The sequence below is a fragment of the Bradyrhizobium sp. 21 genome (genome assembly GCF_023073335.1).
In the GTDB taxonomy this organism is placed as follows: Bacteria; Pseudomonadota; Alphaproteobacteria; order Rhizobiales; family Xanthobacteraceae; genus Bradyrhizobium.
Genome location: NZ_JADPJG010000002.1, coordinates 101,694 through 120,706 on the forward strand (window position 1 = coordinate 101,694; position 19,013 = coordinate 120,706).

A 19,013-nucleotide genomic window follows, 5' to 3' on the forward strand; every position below is an offset into this window, starting at 1 on the left:
GCTTAAATCCTTTGCATCAAGCTCAATCCTTGTGCGCCGCACAAGGATTGAGCGAATCGCAAAATTTGCATGCGAAAATGGTCTGCGAAAATTTCGGGCCGATTCAACAAGCCTCTGAATTCCCTGTATTTCTAGATCGCGCGCAACTGGCACGGAAATTGAAACACCAGTTGCGACGCCAACGACGACGTCCCTCAACATCATCAATCAGCATCGTGAACTCGCCACCGGGGCTTGGCCTCGGCGCGCGCCTCCTTGCCTGGAGGCTGAGCCTGCAACGACGCAGCGGTGAGCAAAGAAGGGATTAGCAATGACGACGGATCCGACTCCGAAATCAACTTGGATTTCTGACTGGCGCCCCGAAGACGAGGCGTTCTGGAATGCAGGCGGTAAAGTGATCGCCCGGCGCAATCTGATCTGGTCGATCGTGGCCGAACATATCGGCTTCTCGGTGTGGCTGATCTGGAGCATCGTTGCGACCAAGCTGCCGCAGGCGGGCTTCCACTACTCCACCGACGAGCTGTTCCAGCTCGTGGCGGTGCCGGGGCTGATTGGCGCATTGATGCGCTTTCCCTACACCTTCGCGGTCACGACCTTCGGCGGTCGCAACTGGACCATCTTCAGTGCGGCGATCCTGTTCATTCCGACGCTGTCGCTCGCCTATTTTGTCGGCCAGCCCGACACACCGTTCTGGCTGATGCTGCTGATCGCCTCGACCGCAGGTCTCGGCGGCGGCAATTTCGCCTCCAGCATGACCAACATCTCGTTCTTCTTCCCCGACAGGATGAAGGGATGGGCGCTGGGGCTGAACGCGGCCGGCGGCAATATCGGCGTCTCCAGCGTGCAGCTGCTGACCCCGATCCTGATGACGCTCGCGGTCATCAATCTGTTCCAGGCAAACCCCGTCGGCGGCGTGTATCTGCAAAACGCCGGCCTGATGTGGGTGCTGCCGATCGCAATCGCGGTGTTCGGCGCGGTGTTCTTCATGAACAACCTCACCACGGCCAAGTCGTCGATCAAGAACCAGCTTGCCATCGTCAAGCGCAAGCACACCTGGATCATGGCGTATCTCTATATCGGCACGTTCGGATCCTTCATCGGTTACTCGGCTGCGTTTCCGCTGCTGATCAAGACGCAGTTTCCGCAGGTTACGATTGCGATCGCGTTCCTCGGACCGCTGGTCGGCTCGCTGTCGCGGCCGCTTGGCGGCTTGCTTGCCGACAAGATCGGCGGCTCCATCCTCACCTTCTGGAACTTCATGGCGATGGCGGCAGCTACGGTCGGCGTGCTCTACTTCGTCGGGCACAAGGATTTCATCGGCTTCCTCGTGATGTTCCTGATCCTGTTCGTGACCACAGGCATCGGCAACGGCTCGACCTACCGCATGATCCCCTCGATCTTCCGCGAGCAGAACCTGTTCAAGGTCCGCGGCAAGGGCGATGCGGCGCGCGCGGCTGCCCTGAAGACGGCGAGCATCGAGAGCGGTGCGGCGGTCGGCTTCATCGGCGCGGTCGGCGCCGTCGGCGGCTATCTGATCCCGAGCGGTTTTGGCAAGTCCATCGCCATGACCGGCGGGCCGTCGCTCGCGCTCGCGATCTATCTCGGCTTCTACGCGTCCTGCCTCGCTTTGACCTGGTGGTTCTACCTGCGTCGCAGCCCGCAGGGTGAAGGCGCGTCAAGCCTCGCCGGAGCGCGGGTGTAGAGCATGATCCGGAAAAGTGTGCAGCGGTTTTCCGGCAAGATCATGCTCAAAAAATAGAGAGTGGTACGAATCTCGCTTCTCCCCGTACGCGGGGAGAAGCATTGCCCGACAGTTTGACCCATGAACCTGGTTCGCAACGGCGCGCACCAAGGCAAACCGAAACAGGCAGGAGACCATCATGACGCCCGAACAGATCACCCTCGTCCAGCAGAGCTTTTCCAAGGTCGCGCCGATTTCCGAAGCGGCCGCGGTGCTGTTCTACGATCGCTTGTTCGAGGTCGCACCGTCCGTGCGCGCGATGTTTCCCGAGGACATGACCGAGCAGCGCAAGAAGCTGATGGGCATGCTCGCCGCCGTCGTCGGCGGCCTGTCGAATCTGGACTCGATTCTTCCCGCCGCCTCGGCGCTTGCGAAGCGGCACGTCGGCTATGGCGCCAAGGCCGAGCACTACCCCGTGGTCGGCGCGACCTTGCTGTGGACCCTAGAGAAGGGTCTTGGCGAGGCCTGGACACCCGAACTCGCCACGGCCTGGACCGACGCCTATGGCGTGCTGTCCGGCTACATGATTTCCGAGGCCTACGGCGCACAGTCGCAGGCCGCCGAATAGGAGACGCCTTGTGAGTGAACCGCTGGTCATCGTCGGTAACGGTATGGCGGCCGCGCGGCTTGTCGATGAGCTCGCCAAGTTCGCGCTGGGCCGCTACGCTGTTGCCGTTATCGGCGATGAGCCGCGGCTCGCTTACAACCGCGTGCTGCTCTCGTCCGTGCTTGCCGGCGAGACCGGCTCGCACGAAATCGAGCTCAGGCCCGCCGATTGGTGGCGCCATCGCGGCGTTACGGTGCGCTACGGCTATCGCGTCACCGAGGTCGATGTCGGCCGCCGCGAGCTCAAGATCGAGGGCGAAGAGAGCATGGAATATTCCAAGCTCGTGCTCGCCACCGGCTCGACGCCGCTGCGGCTCAACGTGCCGGGCGCCGATCTCGCCGGCGTGCACACCTTCCGCGACACCCGCGACGTCGACCTGCTGCTGACGCTGGCAGCGGCGAAGAAACGCGTCGTCGTGGTCGGCGGTGGCTTGCTCGGGCTTGAAGCGGCCTACGGGCTGGCCAAGGCCGGCGCGCCGGTGACGTTGCTGCATCTGATGGACCGGCTGATGGAGCGCCAGCTCGATCTGCCGGCCGCCGACCTGCTCAAGACGCTGGTCGAGCGCAAGGGCATCCGCATCCTGCTCAACGCGAGCACCAAATGCATCCATGGCGAGGACCATGTCGAAGCCGTCGAGCTTGCCGACGGCACTCGCATCGAGGCCGACGCCGTGATCTTCGCCGCCGGCATCAGGCCCAACATCGCGCTGGCCAGGGACGCCGGCATCGCGGTCAACCGCGGCATCGTCGTCAACGACGAGATGCAGACGGCCTCGCCCGACATCTACGCGCTCGGCGAATGCGCCGAGCATCGCGGCACCTGCTATGGCCTGGTCGAGCCGGCCTACGAGCAGGCGCGGGTGCTGGCGCGGCATCTCGCCGGCCGGCCCGCCTCCTACCAGGGCAGCGTGGTCTCGACCAATCTGAAGGTCTCGGGTGTGAGCGTGTTTTCAGCCGGCGACTTCATGGGCGGGGAGGGCAGCGAGAGCCTCGTGCTCGCCGACCGCAGGCGCGGCACCTACAAGAAGCTCGTCATTGCCGACGGCCGGCTCACCGGCGCCGTGCTGATCGGCGATACCGTCGATGCGCTCTGGTATCTCGAGCTGATCCGCAATCGCGAGAAAGTCGCGGCGATCCGCACCGACATGATGTTCGGCCGCGCGCTCGCGCGTCCTTCCAAGGCAGCTTGACGGGGCGGCTCGAGATGACGGTGATCGATCCAACGCTGCGCGCCACCAAGACGACCTGCCCCTATTGCGGCGTCGGCTGCGGCGTGCTGGCAACGCCCGACGGCAAGGGTGCTGCTGCAATCGCGGGCGATCCCGATCATCCCGCCAATTTCGGCCGGCTGTGCTCGAAGGGCTCGGCGCTCGGCGAGACCGTCGGGCTGGAAAGCCGGCTGCTCTATCCGATGATCCGCTGCAAAGGCGTGCTCGAACGCGTCGCCTGGAGCGATGCGCTCGACCACGTCGCCCACCGCATGCAGCACATCGTCGCGCGCGACGGCGCCGACGCGGTTGCATTCTATCTCTCCGGCCAGCTCCTGACCGAGGACTATTACGTCGCCAACAAGCTGATGAAGGGATTCGTCGGCACGGCCAATGTCGACACCAATTCGCGGTTGTGCATGTCGTCCTCGGTCGCCGGCCATCGCCGCGCCTTCGGTGCCGACACCGTGCCCGGCTGCTACGAGGATCTCGACCAGGCCGATTTGCTCGTCTTCGTCGGCTCGAACGCGGCCTGGTGCCATCCGGTGCTGTTCCAGCGCATGATCAAGAACCGGCAGGAGCGCGGCGCGCGGATGATCGTGATCGATCCGCGCCGCACCGATACGGCGGGCGACGTCGATCTGTTCCTGGGCCTCAAGCCCGGCACCGACACCGCGTTGTTCTCCGGTCTGTTCGTCCATCTCGCCGACAATGGTGCACTGGACCGGGACTACATCGCGCGCAACACGTCGGGATTCGACGATGCGCTGGCGCGTGCGCGCAGCATCGCCGGCAGCGCGACCGCGACCGCGCTTGCCACCGGCCTCACCGAGCAGGACGTCGCAAGCTTCTTCAAGATGTTCCGCGACACGCCGCGTGTCGTCACGCTGTATTCGCAGGGCGTCAACCAGTCGGCGCAGGGCACCGACAAGGTCAACGCGATCCTCAACTGTCACCTCGCCACGGGGCGTATCGGCAAGCTTGGCGCTTCGCCGTTTTCGCTCACGGGCCAGCCCAATGCGATGGGCGGCCGCGAGGTCGGCGGCCTCGCCAACCAGCTCGCCGCGCATATGAATTTCACGCCGCCCGACATCGACCGCGTGCGGCGGTTCTGGAAGGCGCCGCGCATCGCCACCCATGAGGGGCTGAAGGCGGTACAGCTGTTCGAGGCGATCAACCGCGGCGAGGTCAAGGCGCTGTGGGTGATGGGCACCAACCCGGTGGTGTCGCTGCCCGACGCCGACTTCGTGCGCGAGGCGCTGAAGAAGCTCGAACTATTCGTGGTCTCCGAGAACGTGCTCTCCAACGACACGGTCGAGGCGGGCCCGCATGTGCTTTTGCCCGCGCTTGCCTGGGGCGAGAAGTCGGGCACCGTCACCAATTCCGAGCGCCGGATCTCGCGCCAGCGCGCGTTCCTGCCGGCGCCGGGCGAAGCGCGGCCGGATTGGTGGGTCGTGAGCGAGACCGCCAAGCGCCTCGGCTTCGGCGACAGTTTTGACTACAAATCGGCCGCGGATATCTTCCGCGAGCATGCCGCGCTCTCGGCCTTCGAGAACAATGGCAGCCGTGATTTCGACATCGGCGCGCTCACCGGGCTGTCCGACGAAGCCTTCGATGCGTTGAAGCCCGTGCTTTGGCCCGCGCGCGAGGGCGAGGCGCCCGGCGAACGGTTCTTTGCCGAGGGCGGCTTCTTCACCAATGACGGCAAGGGCCGTTTCATTGCGCCGGAAATGCCGGCGTTGCGCGGCGAGACCGGCCCGTCGCGGCCGCTACGGCTCAACACCGGGCGCATCCGCGACCAGTGGCACACCATGACGCGCACGGGCCTGAGCCAGCGGCTGGGCGCACATCTGCCGGAGCCCTTCGTCGAGATCCATCCCGACGACGCTAACAAATACAACATCGCTCACGGTGGCTTTGCTCGCATCACCACCGACCACGGCCAGTGCATCCTGAAGGTGGCCGTCAGCGAGCGGCAGCAGCGCGGCACGCTGTTCGCGCCGATCCACTGGAGCGCGATGAACGCCTCGCACGGCCGCGTCGGCGCGCTGGTCGCTCCCTTCACCGATCCGTTCTCGGGGCAGCCGGAGTCGAAGGCGACGCCGGCCGCGATCGCGCCGTATGAATACGTCTTCCGCGGCTTCGCGCTGTCGCGCAAGCAGCTCGATCTGCCGTCCAACCTGCTGTGGACCCGCGTCACGGTCGCCGGCGGCTTCGGCTATCTCTTCGCCGACAATGCGGATCTTTCGCGCTGGCCGGCCTGGCTCGATGGCGTCGCGGGCGAGGATGTCGCCGACTACCGCGACTTCGGCGGCGGGGTCTATCGTGCGGCGTCTTTCGCGGGCGACCGCATCGAGACCTGCCTGTTCGTCGGCCCCGCGCATGATGCTGGCGACTGGGAGGTGGTGAAGAGCCTGTTCGTCGCCGATCACGTCACCGATGAGCAGCGCCGCATGCTGCTCTCCGGCAAATCCAGCGAAGGCGCCGCCGCGACCGGCCCCATCGTCTGCGCCTGCTTCGGCGTCGGCCGCGGCACCATCTGCGAGACCATCGCCGCCGGTGCGCGCACGGCGGCCGAGATCGGCGTAAAGCTCAAGGCCGGCACCAATTGCGGTTCCTGCATCCCCGAACTGAAGCGCCTGATCGCGACGACGGAAGTGGCGCCTGCGAACCAGGTCAAGCTCGCGGGCGCGGCGGGGTAGAAACCCTCCCTCTTCTCCTCTTGTAGCCCGGATGCAGCGAAACGAAATCCGGGACCTCGCTGCCGCCTCGCGAGAAACCCCGATTGCGCTTCGCTGCATCCGGGCTACGAGGTCCTTCGGTGTTGATGCAGCCAAGCGCGATATCTCCTTATCGTCGTCCTGGCGAAAGCCAGGACCCATTAGCCCGGGTTAGTGTTGTTAAAGCACGGTGTGGCCACCATCTACCGCGGCAACATCTGCTTGTGGTAATGGGTCCTGGCTTTCGCCAGGACGACGTCTGGAGATCGGAGCAGACATGAAGACCAAACCCTTCGGCAAAACCAGCACCAACGTTTCCGTCATCGGGCAGGGCACCTGGTATCTCGACCACGGCGACCGCAAACGCGCGATCGCGGCGCTTCAGCGCGGGCTCGATCTCGGCATGACCCACATCGACACCGCCGAGATGTATGGCGATGCCGAGCTCGTCATTGCCGATGCGATCGCGGGCCGTCGCGACGAGGTGTTTCTGGTCTCAAAGGTGCTGCCGAGCAACGCTTCGCGGCGAGGAACCATCACCGCCTGCGAGCGCTCGCTGAAGCGGCTGAAGACCGATCGGCTCGACTGCTACCTGCTGCATTGGCGCGGCTCGTATCCGCTGGAGGACACCGTCGCCGCGTTCGAGGATCTAGTGAAGGCCGGCAAGATCAAATCCTGGGGCGTCTCCAGTTTCGATGCCGACGATCTCGATGAAATTCTCGACGTTGCCGGCGAAGACCGCATCGCCTGCAATCAGGTGCTCTATCATCTCAAGGAGCGTGCGATCGAGCATGCGGTGGTTCCGTGGTGCGAACGGCATGGCGTCTCTGTGGTCGCCTATTCGCCGTTCGGCCACGACGATTTCCCGACGAGCAACAGCAAGGGCGGCGCCGTGCTTGCGCGCATCGCAGAAGCACGGCTCGTGACGCCGCGTCAGGTCGCGCTGAGTTTCCTCACCCGTGCGACTACGGTGTTTGCGATCCCGAAGGCTTCGTCGGCGGAACATGCCGGCGAAAATGCGGCCGCTGGCGATCTTGAGCTGACGAGAGAAGAGATTGCCGCGCTCGACGCGGCGTTTCCGCGAGGTCCGAAGCCGCACGGCCTGCCCATGCTGTAGCGCACAAAAGCCTATTATTAATGGAGTCTTGACGCGCGCGGACGTGAGCGCATATCGGCATCCTGTTTTCGGAAGTTGTGAAAGCGGCGCAATTGTCGTTTTTTACGACCGTTCCCGATTCGCATTTCCCAGGTTTAGCCGTGACCCCGCCGCCCGCCGTAGCCGCAAGGCTCGACAGTATTCCCATGCCCGTGCCGGAGAAGAAGCAGGAGGCCCGCCGCGCGCCTGCGCGCGTCGATCATCCCTTCAAAGGCATCGCGCTGATCCTGCTGTCGACCGTGTTCCTCGGCTGTTCCGACGTCACCGCGAAATATTTGTCGACGAGTCTGCCCTCGATCGAGATTACCTGGATCCGCTTTCTCACCTTCGCCCTGATCATGGTGCCGGCGATGCTGCCGGGCTCGCCGCTCTATGCGATGCGCACCAAACGGCTCGGCACGCACGTGATGCGCGGCGCGGCGCTGCTTGGCTCCTCGCTGTTCTTCATCACCGGACTTGGCTTCCTGCCGATTGCGGAGGCTTCGGCGACCGGCTTCGTCGCACCGCTGTTCGTCACCGCGCTGTCGATCGTCTTCCTCGGCGAGAAGGTCGGCTTGCGCCGCTGGTTCGCCACCGCGCTCGGGCTCGTCGGCGTGCTGATCATCCTGCGCCCCGGCACCAACGCGTTTCATGCGGCCGCGTTCTTCCCGGTCGTCTCGGCGGCGTGCTGGGCCGGCACGCTGATCCTGACGCGCATGATGAGCGGCCGCGAGGCGGTCATCACGACCATGGCCTATTCATCGCTCACGGGCCTCGTGATCCTCACCGCGATCGTCCCGTTCGTCTGGGTCACGCCGTCCTGGAGCGCGATTGCGCTCGGCATCTTCATCGGCGTCGCCTCCACCGCGGGGCAATGGATCGTCGTGCTGGCCTATCGCTATGGCGATGCCTCGGTGCTGGCGCCGTTCTCCTACACGCAATTGCTGTGGGTCAGCATTTTGGGCTTCTTCATCTTCGGCGAATTGCCCGACGTCTGGACCATCACCGGCGCGGCCTTCATCGTCGCCAGCGGTCTCTACATCGCCCATCGCGAGCGCGTGCGCCGCACCCAGCTCCTGGTGCTCGAAGAACGTTCGCCGAACGCCTGACGCAATATCCCGAACCCGGCTTCGTGCTATCAACGGCCCCGACGAAGCGGGAGGAGCCGGATGCGCGCTGCGATTTTCAGGAACGGAGAGATTGTCGTCGACCGGATGGCTGAGCCGAAGCCGGGCTCCGGCCAGGTGCTGGTCAAGACGCTTGCCTGCGGCATCTGCGGCTCCGATCTGCATGCGCGCCAACACGCTCACCGCATGGTGGAGATGGCGCGGAAGACCGGGCGCAAGCCGATGGATCTCACCCGCGACGTCGTGTTCGGCCATGAATTCTGCTGCGAGGTCGTCGACTACGGTCCCGGCACCGCGCGCAAGTTCAAGCCGGGCACGCGCGTATGCTCGCTGCCGGCCCTGGTGACGCCTGAGGGTATCGAGGGCATCGGCTATTCCAACGACAATATTGGCGGCTATGCCGAGGCGATGCTGCTGAGCGAAGCTTTGCTGCTCGAGGTGCCCAATGGTCTCGCGCCGGAGCATGCCGCGCTCACCGAGCCGCTCGCGGTCGGTGTTCACGCCGTGGCCAAGGCCAATATTCGCGGCGGCGAGGTGCCGCTGGTGATCGGCTGCGGCCCGGTCGGGCTCGCGGTGATCGCCGCGCTCAGGATCAGGGGCCTGCACCCGATCGTCGCCGCCGACTATTCACCGGCGCGGCGCGCGCTTGCCGCCAGGCTCGGCGCCGACATCGTCGTCGATCCCAAGGTGTCGCAGCCCTATGCGACCTGGGCCGAGCACGCGCAGATGTCGGACGCGGAGAAAGCGGCGCGGCCGCCGCTCCAGGCCATGCTCCCGGCACTGAAGCCCGCGATCATCTTCGAATGCGTCGGCGTGCCCGGCCTGTTGCAGCAGGTGTTCGAGGGTGCGCCGCGCGATGCGAGGATCGTCGTGGTCGGCGTCTGCATGGAGAGCGACAGAAGCGAACCCATGCTCGGCATCATGAAGGAGCTCAACGTTCAATATGTGCTCGGCTACACACCGGACGAATTCGCGGCATCGCTGCGCCTGATCGCGGAAGGGCAGGTGGATGCCGCGTCCATGGTGACGGCGGAAGTCGGTATCGACGGCGTCGCAAAAGCCTTCGCCGATCTCGCCAGCCCTGAAGCCCACACCAAGATCATCGTGCAGCCGTGGCGGTGACGGCTGGTAGGGTGGGTTAGCCGCGGGCGTAACCCACCTCTTATGCGGCAATAAAAGCGGTGGGTTACGCTTCGCTAACCCACCCTACGAGGCCTCTGGTCAATACTTCGACGGCACGTACATCTCCGGCGGAATCGGGCCGCGGTGATAATCGGGATTGCGGACGCGCGGCGGCAGCACCACCGGCGCGCGGGCAACCTCCTGGTACGGCATCTGGCTCAGGAGGTGCGAGATGCAGTTGAGACGCGCGCGCTTCTTGTCCACGGCATCGACGATCCACCACGGCGAGTCCGGCAGGTGCGTATGCTCCAGCATCGTCTCCTTGGCCTTGGTGTACGCCTCCCAGCGGCTGCGCGCCTCGACGTCCATCGGGCTCAGCTTCCACTGCTTCAGCGGATCGCGGATGCGCATGGTGAAGCGGAACTGCTGCGTGTCGTCGGTGATCGAGAACCAGTACTTGATCAGGATGGTGCCCGAGCGGATCAGCATCCGCTCGAATTCCGGCACCGACTGGAAGAATTCCTGGTACTGCTCGTCGGTGCAGAAGCCCATCACGCGCTCGACGCCGGCGCGGTTGTACCAGCTGCGGTCGAACAGCACGATCTCGCCGCCCGCGGGCAGATGCGACACGTAACGCTGAAAGTACCATTGCGTGCGCTCGCGCTCGCTCGGCGCCGGCAGGGCCGCGACACGGCAGATGCGGGGATTGAGGCGCTGGGTGATGCGCTTGATCACGCCGCCCTTGCCTGCGGAATCGCGGCCTTCGAACAGCACGACGACCTTCTTCTTCTCGCTCTGCACCCAGTCCTGGAGCTTGACAAGCTCGCCCTGGAGCCGGAGCAATTCCCTGAAATAGAGCCTGCGATCCACCGTCGGAGTGAGCGTGCCGGTCTCGTCCAGAAGCTCATCGAGACGGGCGTCGTCGAGCTCCATCTCCAGCTCCTCGTCGAGATCATCGGCCATCTCCCGGAGGATGCGCTCGCGCTTGGCGGTTTGGGAGGTGCGGTCGGTCATGGGCTCTTCTCTCGGCTTGGATACGCGTGATCCACGACCATCAGCGGGGTTTGTTGCACGCATGTGACAGCGGTGGCTCGATAGGCTGTCACACCGGCAGCGCGATCGAATATTTCACCTGGCTGAGCGCAAAGCTCGACTCGATCGAGGCGATGCCGTCGAGCCGGGTCAGCTTGGTCTTGAGGAAAGTCTCGTAGGAGGCGAGATCGGCGGCGACCACGCGAAGCAGATAGTCGCGGTTGCCGGTCATCAGATAACACTCCAGCACCTCGTCCCATTTCGAGATCGCGCGGGCAAAGCGGTTGAGATCCTCCTCCTTCTGCCGCGCCAGCTTGATAGAGATGAAGACGCTGACATGCAGCCCCAGCGCCTTCTGGTCCACGGTCGCGATGTAGCGCGAGATCACGCCGCGCTCTTCCAATAGCTTGACGCGGCGGTGGCAGGGCGAGACCGAGAGCCCGACCTTGTCGGCGAGCTCCTGCATGGTCAGCCGGCTGTCGTTCTGGAGCAACGCGAGGATTTTTCGGTCGATGGTGTCGAGCGCGGTCATTGGGATGATACCTGTAGTTTTGGCGTATTTATTGGAATGATATCCCAATATCTGCGGGTATGACGCGAAAAATTGAGAAATCTGGTGCCTCCCGCAGGCGTATCATCGCGTGACCTGTTTTCCGGGAGCATTGCCATGCCCGTTGATTCCGCTCGTCTCGAAACCCTGTCCGCGCTGGCCCGCAAGGCCTTGTGGCTGTCGTCCTGGACCATTCATCACGCCAACCACATCCGCTCCAATTCGGACGGCCTGAAGGTCGGCGGCCACCAGGCCTCGTCGGCCTCGCTCGCCACCATCATGTCGGCGCTGTATTTCCATGTGCTGAAACCTGAGGATCGCGTCGCGGTGAAGCCGCATGCGAGCCCGGTGTTCCACGCCATCCAATATCTGTTCGGCCGGCAAACCCGCGAGAAGCTGGAGAATTTCCGCGGGTTCAAGGGCGCGCAGTCCTATCCCTCGCGCACCAAGGACGTCGACGACGTCGATTTCTCGACCGGCTCGGTCGGCCTCGGCGTCGCGCAGACGCTGTTCGCCTCGCTGGTGCAGGACTACGTCAAGGCGCATGGCTGGATGAAGGATCGCCGCGAAGGGCGGATGATCGCGCTGGTCGGCGATGCCGAGATGGATGAGGGCAACATCTTCGAGGCGCTCGCGGAGGGCTGGAAGCACGGCCTCCGCAACACCTGGTGGGTGGTCGACTACAACCGCCAGTCGCTCGACGCTGTCGTGCGTGAAGGTCTCTGGGAGAAGTTCGAGACCATGTTCCGCAATTTCGGCTGGGACGTGGTGATCGTGAAATACGGCCGCCTGATGCGCGAGGCCTTTGCCGAGTCCGGCGGCGAGGCGCTGAAGCGCTGGATCGACAATTGCCCGAACGCGCTCTACGCCGCGCTGTGCTTCCAGGGCGGCGCTGCGTTCCGCAAATATCTGCATGACGAGATCGGAGATCAGGGGCCCATCACGAAACTGATCGACAAGCGCAGCGACGACGAGCTGCTGGCTCTGATGTCGAATCTCGGCGGCCACGACATGGCGAGCGTGCTGGAGGCGTTCGAGTCCATCGACCACGATCGCCCGGTCTGCTTCATCGCCTACACCATCAAGGGCGTCGGCCTGCCGTTCCAGGGCCACAAGGACAACCATGCCGGCCTGATGACGGTCGCGCAGATGGAGAAATATCGCGAGAGCCAGAATATCCGTCCCGGCCACGAATGGGACAGATACGAGGGCCTCGCGCAAGGCGCCGCCGAGCTCGACGCCTTCCTCGCGCGCGTGCCGTTCAACCAGGATGGCCGCCGGCTGACCGCCCCCGTCGTCGAGGTGCCGGCGCAGCTTGCGTTCAAGCCGGCGACGCAGATGTCGACGCAGCAGGGTTTCGGGTTGGTGCTGAACGAGATCGCGCGGGGCGACAGCGAATTGGCCAGGCGCATCGTGACGACGTCGCCAGACGTCACCGTCTCGACCAATCTCGGCCCGTGGGTCAACCGGCGCGGCCTGTTCGCGCGCGGCGAGAAAGCGGACTTATTCCGCAGCGAGAAAATTCCGTCCACATTCAATTGGGACTTCTCGCCCAAGGGTCAACATCTCGAGCTCGGCATCGCCGAGATGAATTTATTCATCATGCTCTCGGCACTCGGTCTGTCGCACCAGATCAATGGCGAGCGGCTGTTGCCGGTCGGCACGCTCTACGATCCTTTCATCGAGCGCGGCCTCGATGCGCTGAACTATGCCTGCTACCAGGATGCGCGCTTCATGGTGGCGGCGACGCCGTCAGGTATCACGCTTGCGCCCGAAGGCGGCGCGCACCAGTCGATCGCGACGCCGCTGATCGGCATGGCGCAGGATGGCCTCGCCTCGTTCGAGCCCGCCTTCGTCGACGAGCTCGCCGTGATCATGGGTTGGGGATTCAACCACATGCAGCGGGATCCGGGCGAGGGCGGTTCCGTCTATCTGCGCCTGTCGACGCGCAGCATCGAGCAGGCGCAGCGCATCATGTCGCCGGAACTGCAGCAGGGCATCACCGAGGGCGCTTACTGGCTGCGCAAGCCGGGCCCCAATGCCGAACTCGTGATTGCCTATACCGGCGCCGTCGCGCCGGAAGCGATCGAAGCCACCGGCTTCATTGGTGAGAGTCGTCGCGACATCGGCCTGCTCGCGATCACCTCGGCGGATCGCCTGCATGCGGGCTGGACCGCCGCACGGACATTGCGCCGTGATCGGAGAGGCGTGCAGCACCTCAGCCACATTGAAAAACTGCTGGCGCCGTTGCCGCGCGACTGCGGCATCGTGACCGTGATCGACGGCCATCCGGCCGCGCTCGGCTGGCTCGGCAGTGTCCGCGGCCATCGCGTCGAGGCGCTCGGCGTCGAGCAGTTCGGCCAGACCGGCACGATCGCTGATCTCTACCGTCACCACGGCATCGACGCCAACGCCATCATCGATGCGGCCGAAAGCCTCACCACTGGAGCGCCGGTGCTGCATCGGAAGATGGCGGTGTAGTGGACGTAACCGGGTCGCGTGGGCCCCGGCTCTGCAGCGCACCGCTGAAGTAGCGCTGCGCTGCGTCCGGATGATCCGGCTCGGTGCAATCTCGTGTCCCGGACGCGGCGCGGCATGAAATGACGCGACGCTGAGCCGGGACCCACGGCGCTTGCCCCGGTTCAAACCAAGTCCCATATTCCGCCCGTCCGCCGCAACGCTGGCCCCGCATATGGCGGGTTCAATTGCCGGCGCTTTCGTGCAAGGATGCCTGCCGAAACGCCCCCTCCAAGCCCAAGAAGAGGTTCACAATGGTCAATCGCTTGCAATTCTACATCGACGGCGCCTGGGTCGATCCCGCCGTCAAGAAGTCCACCGCTGTCGTCAATCCGGCGACGGAAGAGGCGATGTACGAGGTTGCGCTGGGCTCCAAGGCTGACGTCGACAAGGCCGTTGCCGCCGCCAAGCGCGCGTTCGTGACGTTCTCCCAGACCAGCCGTGACGAGCGCGTGGCGCTGCTTACGAAAGTGATCGAGATCTACAAGGGCCGCCTCAAGGAGATCGGCGCCGCCGTCTCCGACGAGATGGGCGCGCCGCTGCCGATGGCCGAAAAGCTCCAGGCCGGCGCCGGCCTCGGCCATCTCATGACCACGCTCGACGTGCTCAAGAACTACCATTTCGAGGAACCGGTCGGCACCGCCATGGTGCTGCGCGAGCCGGTCGGCGTGGTCGGCATGATCACGCCCTGGAACTGGCCGCTCAACCAGATCGCCTGCAAGGTCGCGCCCGCGCTCGCTGCCGGCTGCACCATGATCCTGAAGCCGTCGGAGTTCACCCCGACCTCGGCGCTGATCTTCGCGGAAATCCTCCATGAAGCCGGCGTGCCGAAGGGCGTGTTCAACCTCGTCAACGGTCTTGGTCCCGAGGTCGGCGCCGCCATGAGCGAGCACCCCGACATCGACATGATCTCGTTCACCGGCTCGACCCGCGCCGGCATCGACGTGGCCAAGCGCGCGGCTCCGACCGTGAAGCGCGTCAGCCAGGAGCTCGGCGGCAAGTCGCCGAACGTCATCCTCGAAGGCGCCGATTTGCAGAAGGCGGTGACCGGCGGCGTGATGCACATGTTCAACAACTCCGGCCAGTCCTGCAATGCGCCCTCGCGCATGATCGTGCCGCTGTCGAAGATGAAGGACGTCGCCGCGATCGCCAAGGCCGTCGCCGACAAGACCAAGGCGGGCGATCCCCGCGCCGAAGGCACCACCATTGGTCCGGTCGTCAACCGCGGCCAGTGGGACAAGATCCAGGGCCTGATCAAGAAGGGCATCGACGAGGGCGCAACGCTCGTCGCCGGCGGCCCGGGCCTGCCCGAAGGCGTCAACAAGGGCTTCTACGTTCGTCCGACCATCTTCGCCGACGTCACCCCTGACATGACGATCGCCCGCGAAGAGATCTTCGGACCGGTGCTGACCATCATCGGTGCCAAGGACGAAGCCGAGGCCGTGCACATCGCCAACGACACGCCCTACGGGCTTGCCGGCTATGTCTCGGGTGCCTCGGTCGAGGACGCCAAGCGCGTCGGCCGCCAAATCCGTGCCGGCAACGTCAATCTCCAGGGCGTGCCCAACGATCGCAGCGCGCCGTTCGGCGGCTACAAGCAGTCGGGCAACGGCCGCGAGTGGGGCAAGTACGGCCTCGAGGACTTCCTCGAAGTGAAGGCCGTCGCCGGCTTCAACGCGGCATAAGTTTTAGCGCCTGAACGAACATGACGCCGGAGTGGGAAACCGCTCCGGCGTTTTTTGTTTTTGCTGACTTTCGTAGGGTGGATTAGCGAAGCGTAATCCACCACTTCTCTCTCCGGCGAAGCGGGCATTGGTGGGTTACGCCTTCGGCTAACCCACCCTACGAGATCGTCACAGCGAAAGCGCTATCCCCCAACCGCGCCCTGCGTATTCACATACAGCGCATAGATCGACTGGCTCGCCGCCATGAACAGGCGGTTGCGTTGGACGCCGCCGAAGCAGAGATTGGCGCAGCGTTCCGGCAGCGCGATGCGGCCGATCATGACGCCGTCGGGCGCGAACACCACGACGCCGTCGAGCTCGGGGTCGCCCATGCCCCAGCCGCACCAGAGATTGCCGTCGATGTCGCAGCGCATGCCGTCGGGCGTGCCAGGACCTGCATCGATGAAGACGCGCTTGTTGGAGATCGTGGCGCCGTCGGCCGAAACGTCATAGGCGAGGATTTTTCGGTTTGGCACCCCGCGGGATTCCACGACATAGAGGATTTTCTCGTCCGGCGAAAAGCACAGGCCGTTCGGCCCGAGCACGCCTTCGGCGACGATGGTGGCCTTGCCGGTCGCGGGATCGAGCCGGTAGACATTCGGCTCGATCTCGGGCTCGGCCTTGTAGCCCTCGTAATTGCCGAGCAGGCCGAAGGTGGGATCGGTGAACCAGACCGCGCCGTCGGATTTGACGACGACGTCGTTGGGCGAGTTCAGCCGCTTGCCGCCAAACGAATCCATCAGCACCGTGATGGTGCCGTCATATTCGGTGCGGGTCACGCGTCGGCCGCCATGCTCGCAGGTGACGAGCCGGCCCTGACGGTCGCGCGTGTTGCCATTGGCGAAGTTCGAGGGCTTTCGGAACACGCTGACAGCGCCGGTCTCCTCCTCCCACTTGATAATGCGCTGGTTGGGGATGTCACTGCACAGGAGATAGCGCCCGTCACCGAACCACACCGGACCCTCCGCCCAGCGCAGCCCGGTCGCCAGCCGCTCCACGGCGGACAATTTCAACCAGTATTTTTCGAAGCGGGGATCGAGGGCGTGAATGGCCGGATCAGGATAGTAGCTCGCCGGCCGCCAGCCCGACCGCTCCTGGGTGTGAGACGATGCCTCATTCATGTCGGTTCTCTCGTTTCGTTCCCTCTGGACAATCCTGCTATCATTAGAGACACGTGACGGCAAATTGGTCACCAACGGCGAGGGAAGACATGCCGCGTATTTTGATGACGGGAGCTTCGGGCGGGATCGGAACGCGCTTGCGCAAACTGCTGCCGCCGATTTATCCGGACCTGCTGCTCTCTGACATCCGCCCGCCCAAGGATCTCGGGGCGGACGAGCAGTTCAAGGCGGCGGATCTGGCCGACCTCGCGCAGTGTGAGGCGCTCTGCGAGGGCGTCGATGGCATCATCCATTTCGGCGGGTACTCCGTCGAGGGCCCCTGGGACGATATTCTCCAGGCCAACATCATCGGCGGCTACAATCTGTTCGAGGCGGCGTACCGCAAGGGCGTCAAGCGCGTGGTGTTCGCCTCGTCCAATCACGTGGTCGGCTTCTACCCGCGCCACCACAAGATCGGCACCGACGTCACCGTGCGCCCCGACGGCCGCTACGGCGTCAGCAAGGTGTTCGGCGAAGCCGTGGGCGCGCTCTATGCCGACAAGCACGGGCTGAAGGTGACCTGCATCCGCATCGGCAATTGCGACGAGCGGCCGCTCGACCATCGCCGCATCTCGATGTGGCTGAAGCCGGAAGACCTGGTGCAGCTCTGCCAGATCGGGCTCGAGCATCCCGACATTCATTTCGAGGTGTTCTACGGCGTGTCCCTGAATGAGCGCGCCTGGTGGGACAATCACCGCGCCTACGAGTTCGGCTACCGCCCCACGGGTCGCTCCGAGGATCACGTGACGCACGCGATGGCCGAGCAGGCCAAGCTCAAGCCCGATCCGATTGCAGAGCACTATCAGGGCGGCTCGTTCGCCAGCCTGGAGTTCGATGGCGATGCAAGTCGCATCATCGACTGGACCAAGCGGTAGCTGTTGTCGGGATAGATCGAGCTGCGCCCCCGCACGCAGGCGGACTCCCTCGCCCCGTTCTTACGGGAGAGGGGAAAACCGCTGCCTTAAACCACGCGCTTGCCAGCTTTTGCCGCGATGGGCCTCTGCACGAAATACATCAGGACCAGGGACATTACCGCCGTCGTCACGACGACGTATCCAAGCCGGTCGAAATGCCGGAGCGTGCCGTCGGCATCCTGTGCGATGAGGGCTGCGGCGAGCACGGAGCCGAGCCCGCCGGAGAGTTGTTGCAAGGAGGCGCCGACCGCACTGAAGGAGCCGCGTTGCGACGGCTCCGGGATTGACGAAATCAACGCCTGCGACGGGATCATGCGTGAGAAGATGCCGACGAACATCAGGACGTTGACCAGGATCGCAACCGTCAAACTCACCTGACCGAGATGCGTGTAGATCAGCACCATGACGATGGACATGGCGCTGCCGAAGGCAAAAACGGGGTATTTGCCGAAAGCATCGCTCGCGCGTCCGACCAAGGGGCCGATGACGATGCTGAACAGGCCGGAGACGAGATAGATCGTCGGTAGGTGAACGATATCGATGCCGAGGTTGTGCACCGTGTAGGCGCTGCCGAACGGCATCAGCATGTAGCCGCCGGTCGCCAGCAGCGTCGTCACCGCGAATGCCATCCAATAGCGTGGCTGTGCCACCGTTGCGATGAGGTGCCGGAACGGGTTTCTATCCTGCTTCAGCAGCAGATGGCCGTTCACCGGTTTCATCAGGAACAGCACGGCGACCATCCCGATGACCGACAGGCCGACCAACGCGCCGAACGCGACGTGCCAGCTCCAATGGTTGGAGAGAAAAAGACCGGCCGGGATACCCAGCACCTGGCTTGCGGCGAAGGCGGTCTGCACGAAGCCCATGACGCGACCGCGCAATTGCAGCGCAAAGAGATCGGTCACGATGGCGAGCACGACGGAGCCGATCACGCCGCCGAACAAGCCGGTCACGATCCGCCCGAGCAGCAGCACATGATAGTTGGGCGCCATCGCGCAAAGCGCCGTTCCCAGGGTAAAGCCGACATAGAAAAACAACAGCAGCCATTTGCGATCGAACTGGTCGGCGAAGCCGGCCGCCAGGATTCCGGAAATGCCCGCGCTGAATGCGTAGGCCGAAACCGCCACCCCGAACTGGGCGGCTGAAATATCGAGCGCCGGCATGATGATGGCGCCGAGCGGCGACATGATCATGAAGTCGATGATGATGGTGAACTGGACCATCGCCAGCAGCGCAACGAGAATTGACTGGTAGCGCGAAAAGCCGCGGGACAGCGGCTCAGCAATCGGCTCAGTCAGGGTTTGTTCGGTCATGGCATTTCATTCGGGAGGGAAGAGGGGTGTGGACGTCGGATGCGCCGTCGGACGCCGGTCCCTATTTAGTTTCGGCTCCACCAAATTTCGACGGCTTGACAAAACGGTTTTAATGCCTGCCGCCGACCCGGCAAGTTGGATCGG

The 19,013-nt window shown here is 64.3% G+C and carries 14 protein-coding genes; 10 read left to right on the forward strand and 4 right to left on the reverse strand.

From position 1 onward, the window contains the following. Positions 1-310: 310 nt before the first annotated feature. The 7 genes from IVB31_RS00460 to IVB31_RS00490 all read left to right on the forward strand — a co-directional run bounded on the left by IVB31_RS00460 (position 311) and on the right by IVB31_RS00490 (position 9,659). A complete protein-coding gene (locus tag IVB31_RS00460) occupies positions 311-1,702 on the forward strand; it encodes an MFS transporter (RefSeq protein WP_247317301.1) in 1,392 nt (463 codons plus the stop codon). 178 nt (positions 1,703-1,880) lie between these two features. Next, positions 1,881-2,309 carry a globin family protein gene (locus tag IVB31_RS00465; protein WP_247317304.1) on the forward strand — a complete coding sequence of 143 codons (429 nt, stop codon included), beginning with the start codon at positions 1,881-1,883 and terminating at the stop codon, positions 2,307-2,309. A gap of 10 nt (positions 2,310-2,319) precedes the next feature. After that, positions 2,320-3,537 (forward strand): FAD-dependent oxidoreductase, encoded by a 1,218-nt coding sequence (locus IVB31_RS00470; protein ID WP_346730843.1) that lies wholly within the window; start codon positions 2,320-2,322, stop codon positions 3,535-3,537. A 14-nt stretch (positions 3,538-3,551) separates the two neighbouring features. Further along, the gene (locus IVB31_RS00475) at positions 3,552-6,257 is read left to right on the forward strand and encodes a nitrate reductase (protein ID WP_247317306.1); all 2,706 of its coding nucleotides are present in this window, start codon (positions 3,552-3,554) and stop codon (positions 6,255-6,257) included. 295 nt (positions 6,258-6,552) lie between these two features. Then, a complete protein-coding gene (locus IVB31_RS00480) occupies positions 6,553-7,392 on the forward strand; it encodes an aldo/keto reductase (RefSeq protein WP_247317307.1) in 840 nt (279 codons plus the stop codon). A 185-nt stretch (positions 7,393-7,577) separates the two neighbouring features. Further along, positions 7,578-8,519: a DMT family transporter gene (locus tag IVB31_RS00485; RefSeq protein ID WP_247319321.1), complete on the forward strand. Its 942-nt coding sequence runs from the start codon at positions 7,578-7,580 to the stop codon at positions 8,517-8,519. 60 nt (positions 8,520-8,579) lie between these two features. Next, on the forward strand, positions 8,580-9,659 hold the full coding sequence (locus IVB31_RS00490; RefSeq protein ID WP_247317309.1) for a zinc-binding dehydrogenase: 1,080 nt from the start codon (positions 8,580-8,582) through the stop codon (positions 9,657-9,659). A 99-nt stretch (positions 9,660-9,758) separates the two neighbouring features. Here IVB31_RS00490 and ppk2 read toward each other — a convergent pair whose 3' ends face one another. Both ppk2 and IVB31_RS00500 read right to left on the reverse strand, forming a co-directional pair. Beyond that, positions 9,759-10,673 (reverse strand): polyphosphate kinase 2, encoded by a 915-nt coding sequence (ppk2, locus tag IVB31_RS00495; protein ID WP_247317311.1) that lies wholly within the window; start codon positions 10,671-10,673, stop codon positions 9,759-9,761. A gap of 88 nt (positions 10,674-10,761) precedes the next feature. Next, positions 10,762-11,223 (reverse strand): Lrp/AsnC family transcriptional regulator, encoded by a 462-nt coding sequence (locus tag IVB31_RS00500; protein WP_247317313.1) that lies wholly within the window; start codon positions 11,221-11,223, stop codon positions 10,762-10,764. A 135-nt stretch (positions 11,224-11,358) separates the two neighbouring features. On the opposite strand from IVB31_RS00500, the gene IVB31_RS00505 reads away from it, so the two are divergent. Both IVB31_RS00505 and IVB31_RS00510 read left to right on the forward strand, forming a co-directional pair. Beyond that, positions 11,359-13,722 (forward strand): transketolase, encoded by a 2,364-nt coding sequence (locus IVB31_RS00505; protein ID WP_247317316.1) that lies wholly within the window; start codon positions 11,359-11,361, stop codon positions 13,720-13,722. A 290-nt stretch (positions 13,723-14,012) separates the two neighbouring features. Then, the gene (locus IVB31_RS00510; protein WP_247317318.1) at positions 14,013-15,443 is read left to right on the forward strand and encodes an aldehyde dehydrogenase family protein; all 1,431 of its coding nucleotides are present in this window, start codon (positions 14,013-14,015) and stop codon (positions 15,441-15,443) included. 182 nt (positions 15,444-15,625) lie between these two features. On the opposite strand, the gene IVB31_RS00515 is transcribed toward IVB31_RS00510, so the two are convergent. After that, on the reverse strand, positions 15,626-16,603 hold the full coding sequence (locus IVB31_RS00515; protein ID WP_247317321.1) for an SMP-30/gluconolactonase/LRE family protein: 978 nt from the start codon (positions 16,601-16,603) through the stop codon (positions 15,626-15,628). A gap of 89 nt (positions 16,604-16,692) precedes the next feature. Between IVB31_RS00515 and IVB31_RS00520 the strand changes: the two genes are divergently transcribed. Then, a complete protein-coding gene (locus tag IVB31_RS00520) occupies positions 16,693-17,517 on the forward strand; it encodes an NAD(P)-dependent oxidoreductase (protein ID WP_247317324.1) in 825 nt (274 codons plus the stop codon). Between the two features lie 86 nt (positions 17,518-17,603). On the opposite strand, the gene IVB31_RS00525 is transcribed toward IVB31_RS00520, so the two are convergent. Then, a complete protein-coding gene (locus IVB31_RS00525; RefSeq protein ID WP_247317328.1) occupies positions 17,604-18,869 on the reverse strand; it encodes an MFS transporter in 1,266 nt (421 codons plus the stop codon). Positions 18,870-19,013: the final 144 nt, after the last annotated feature.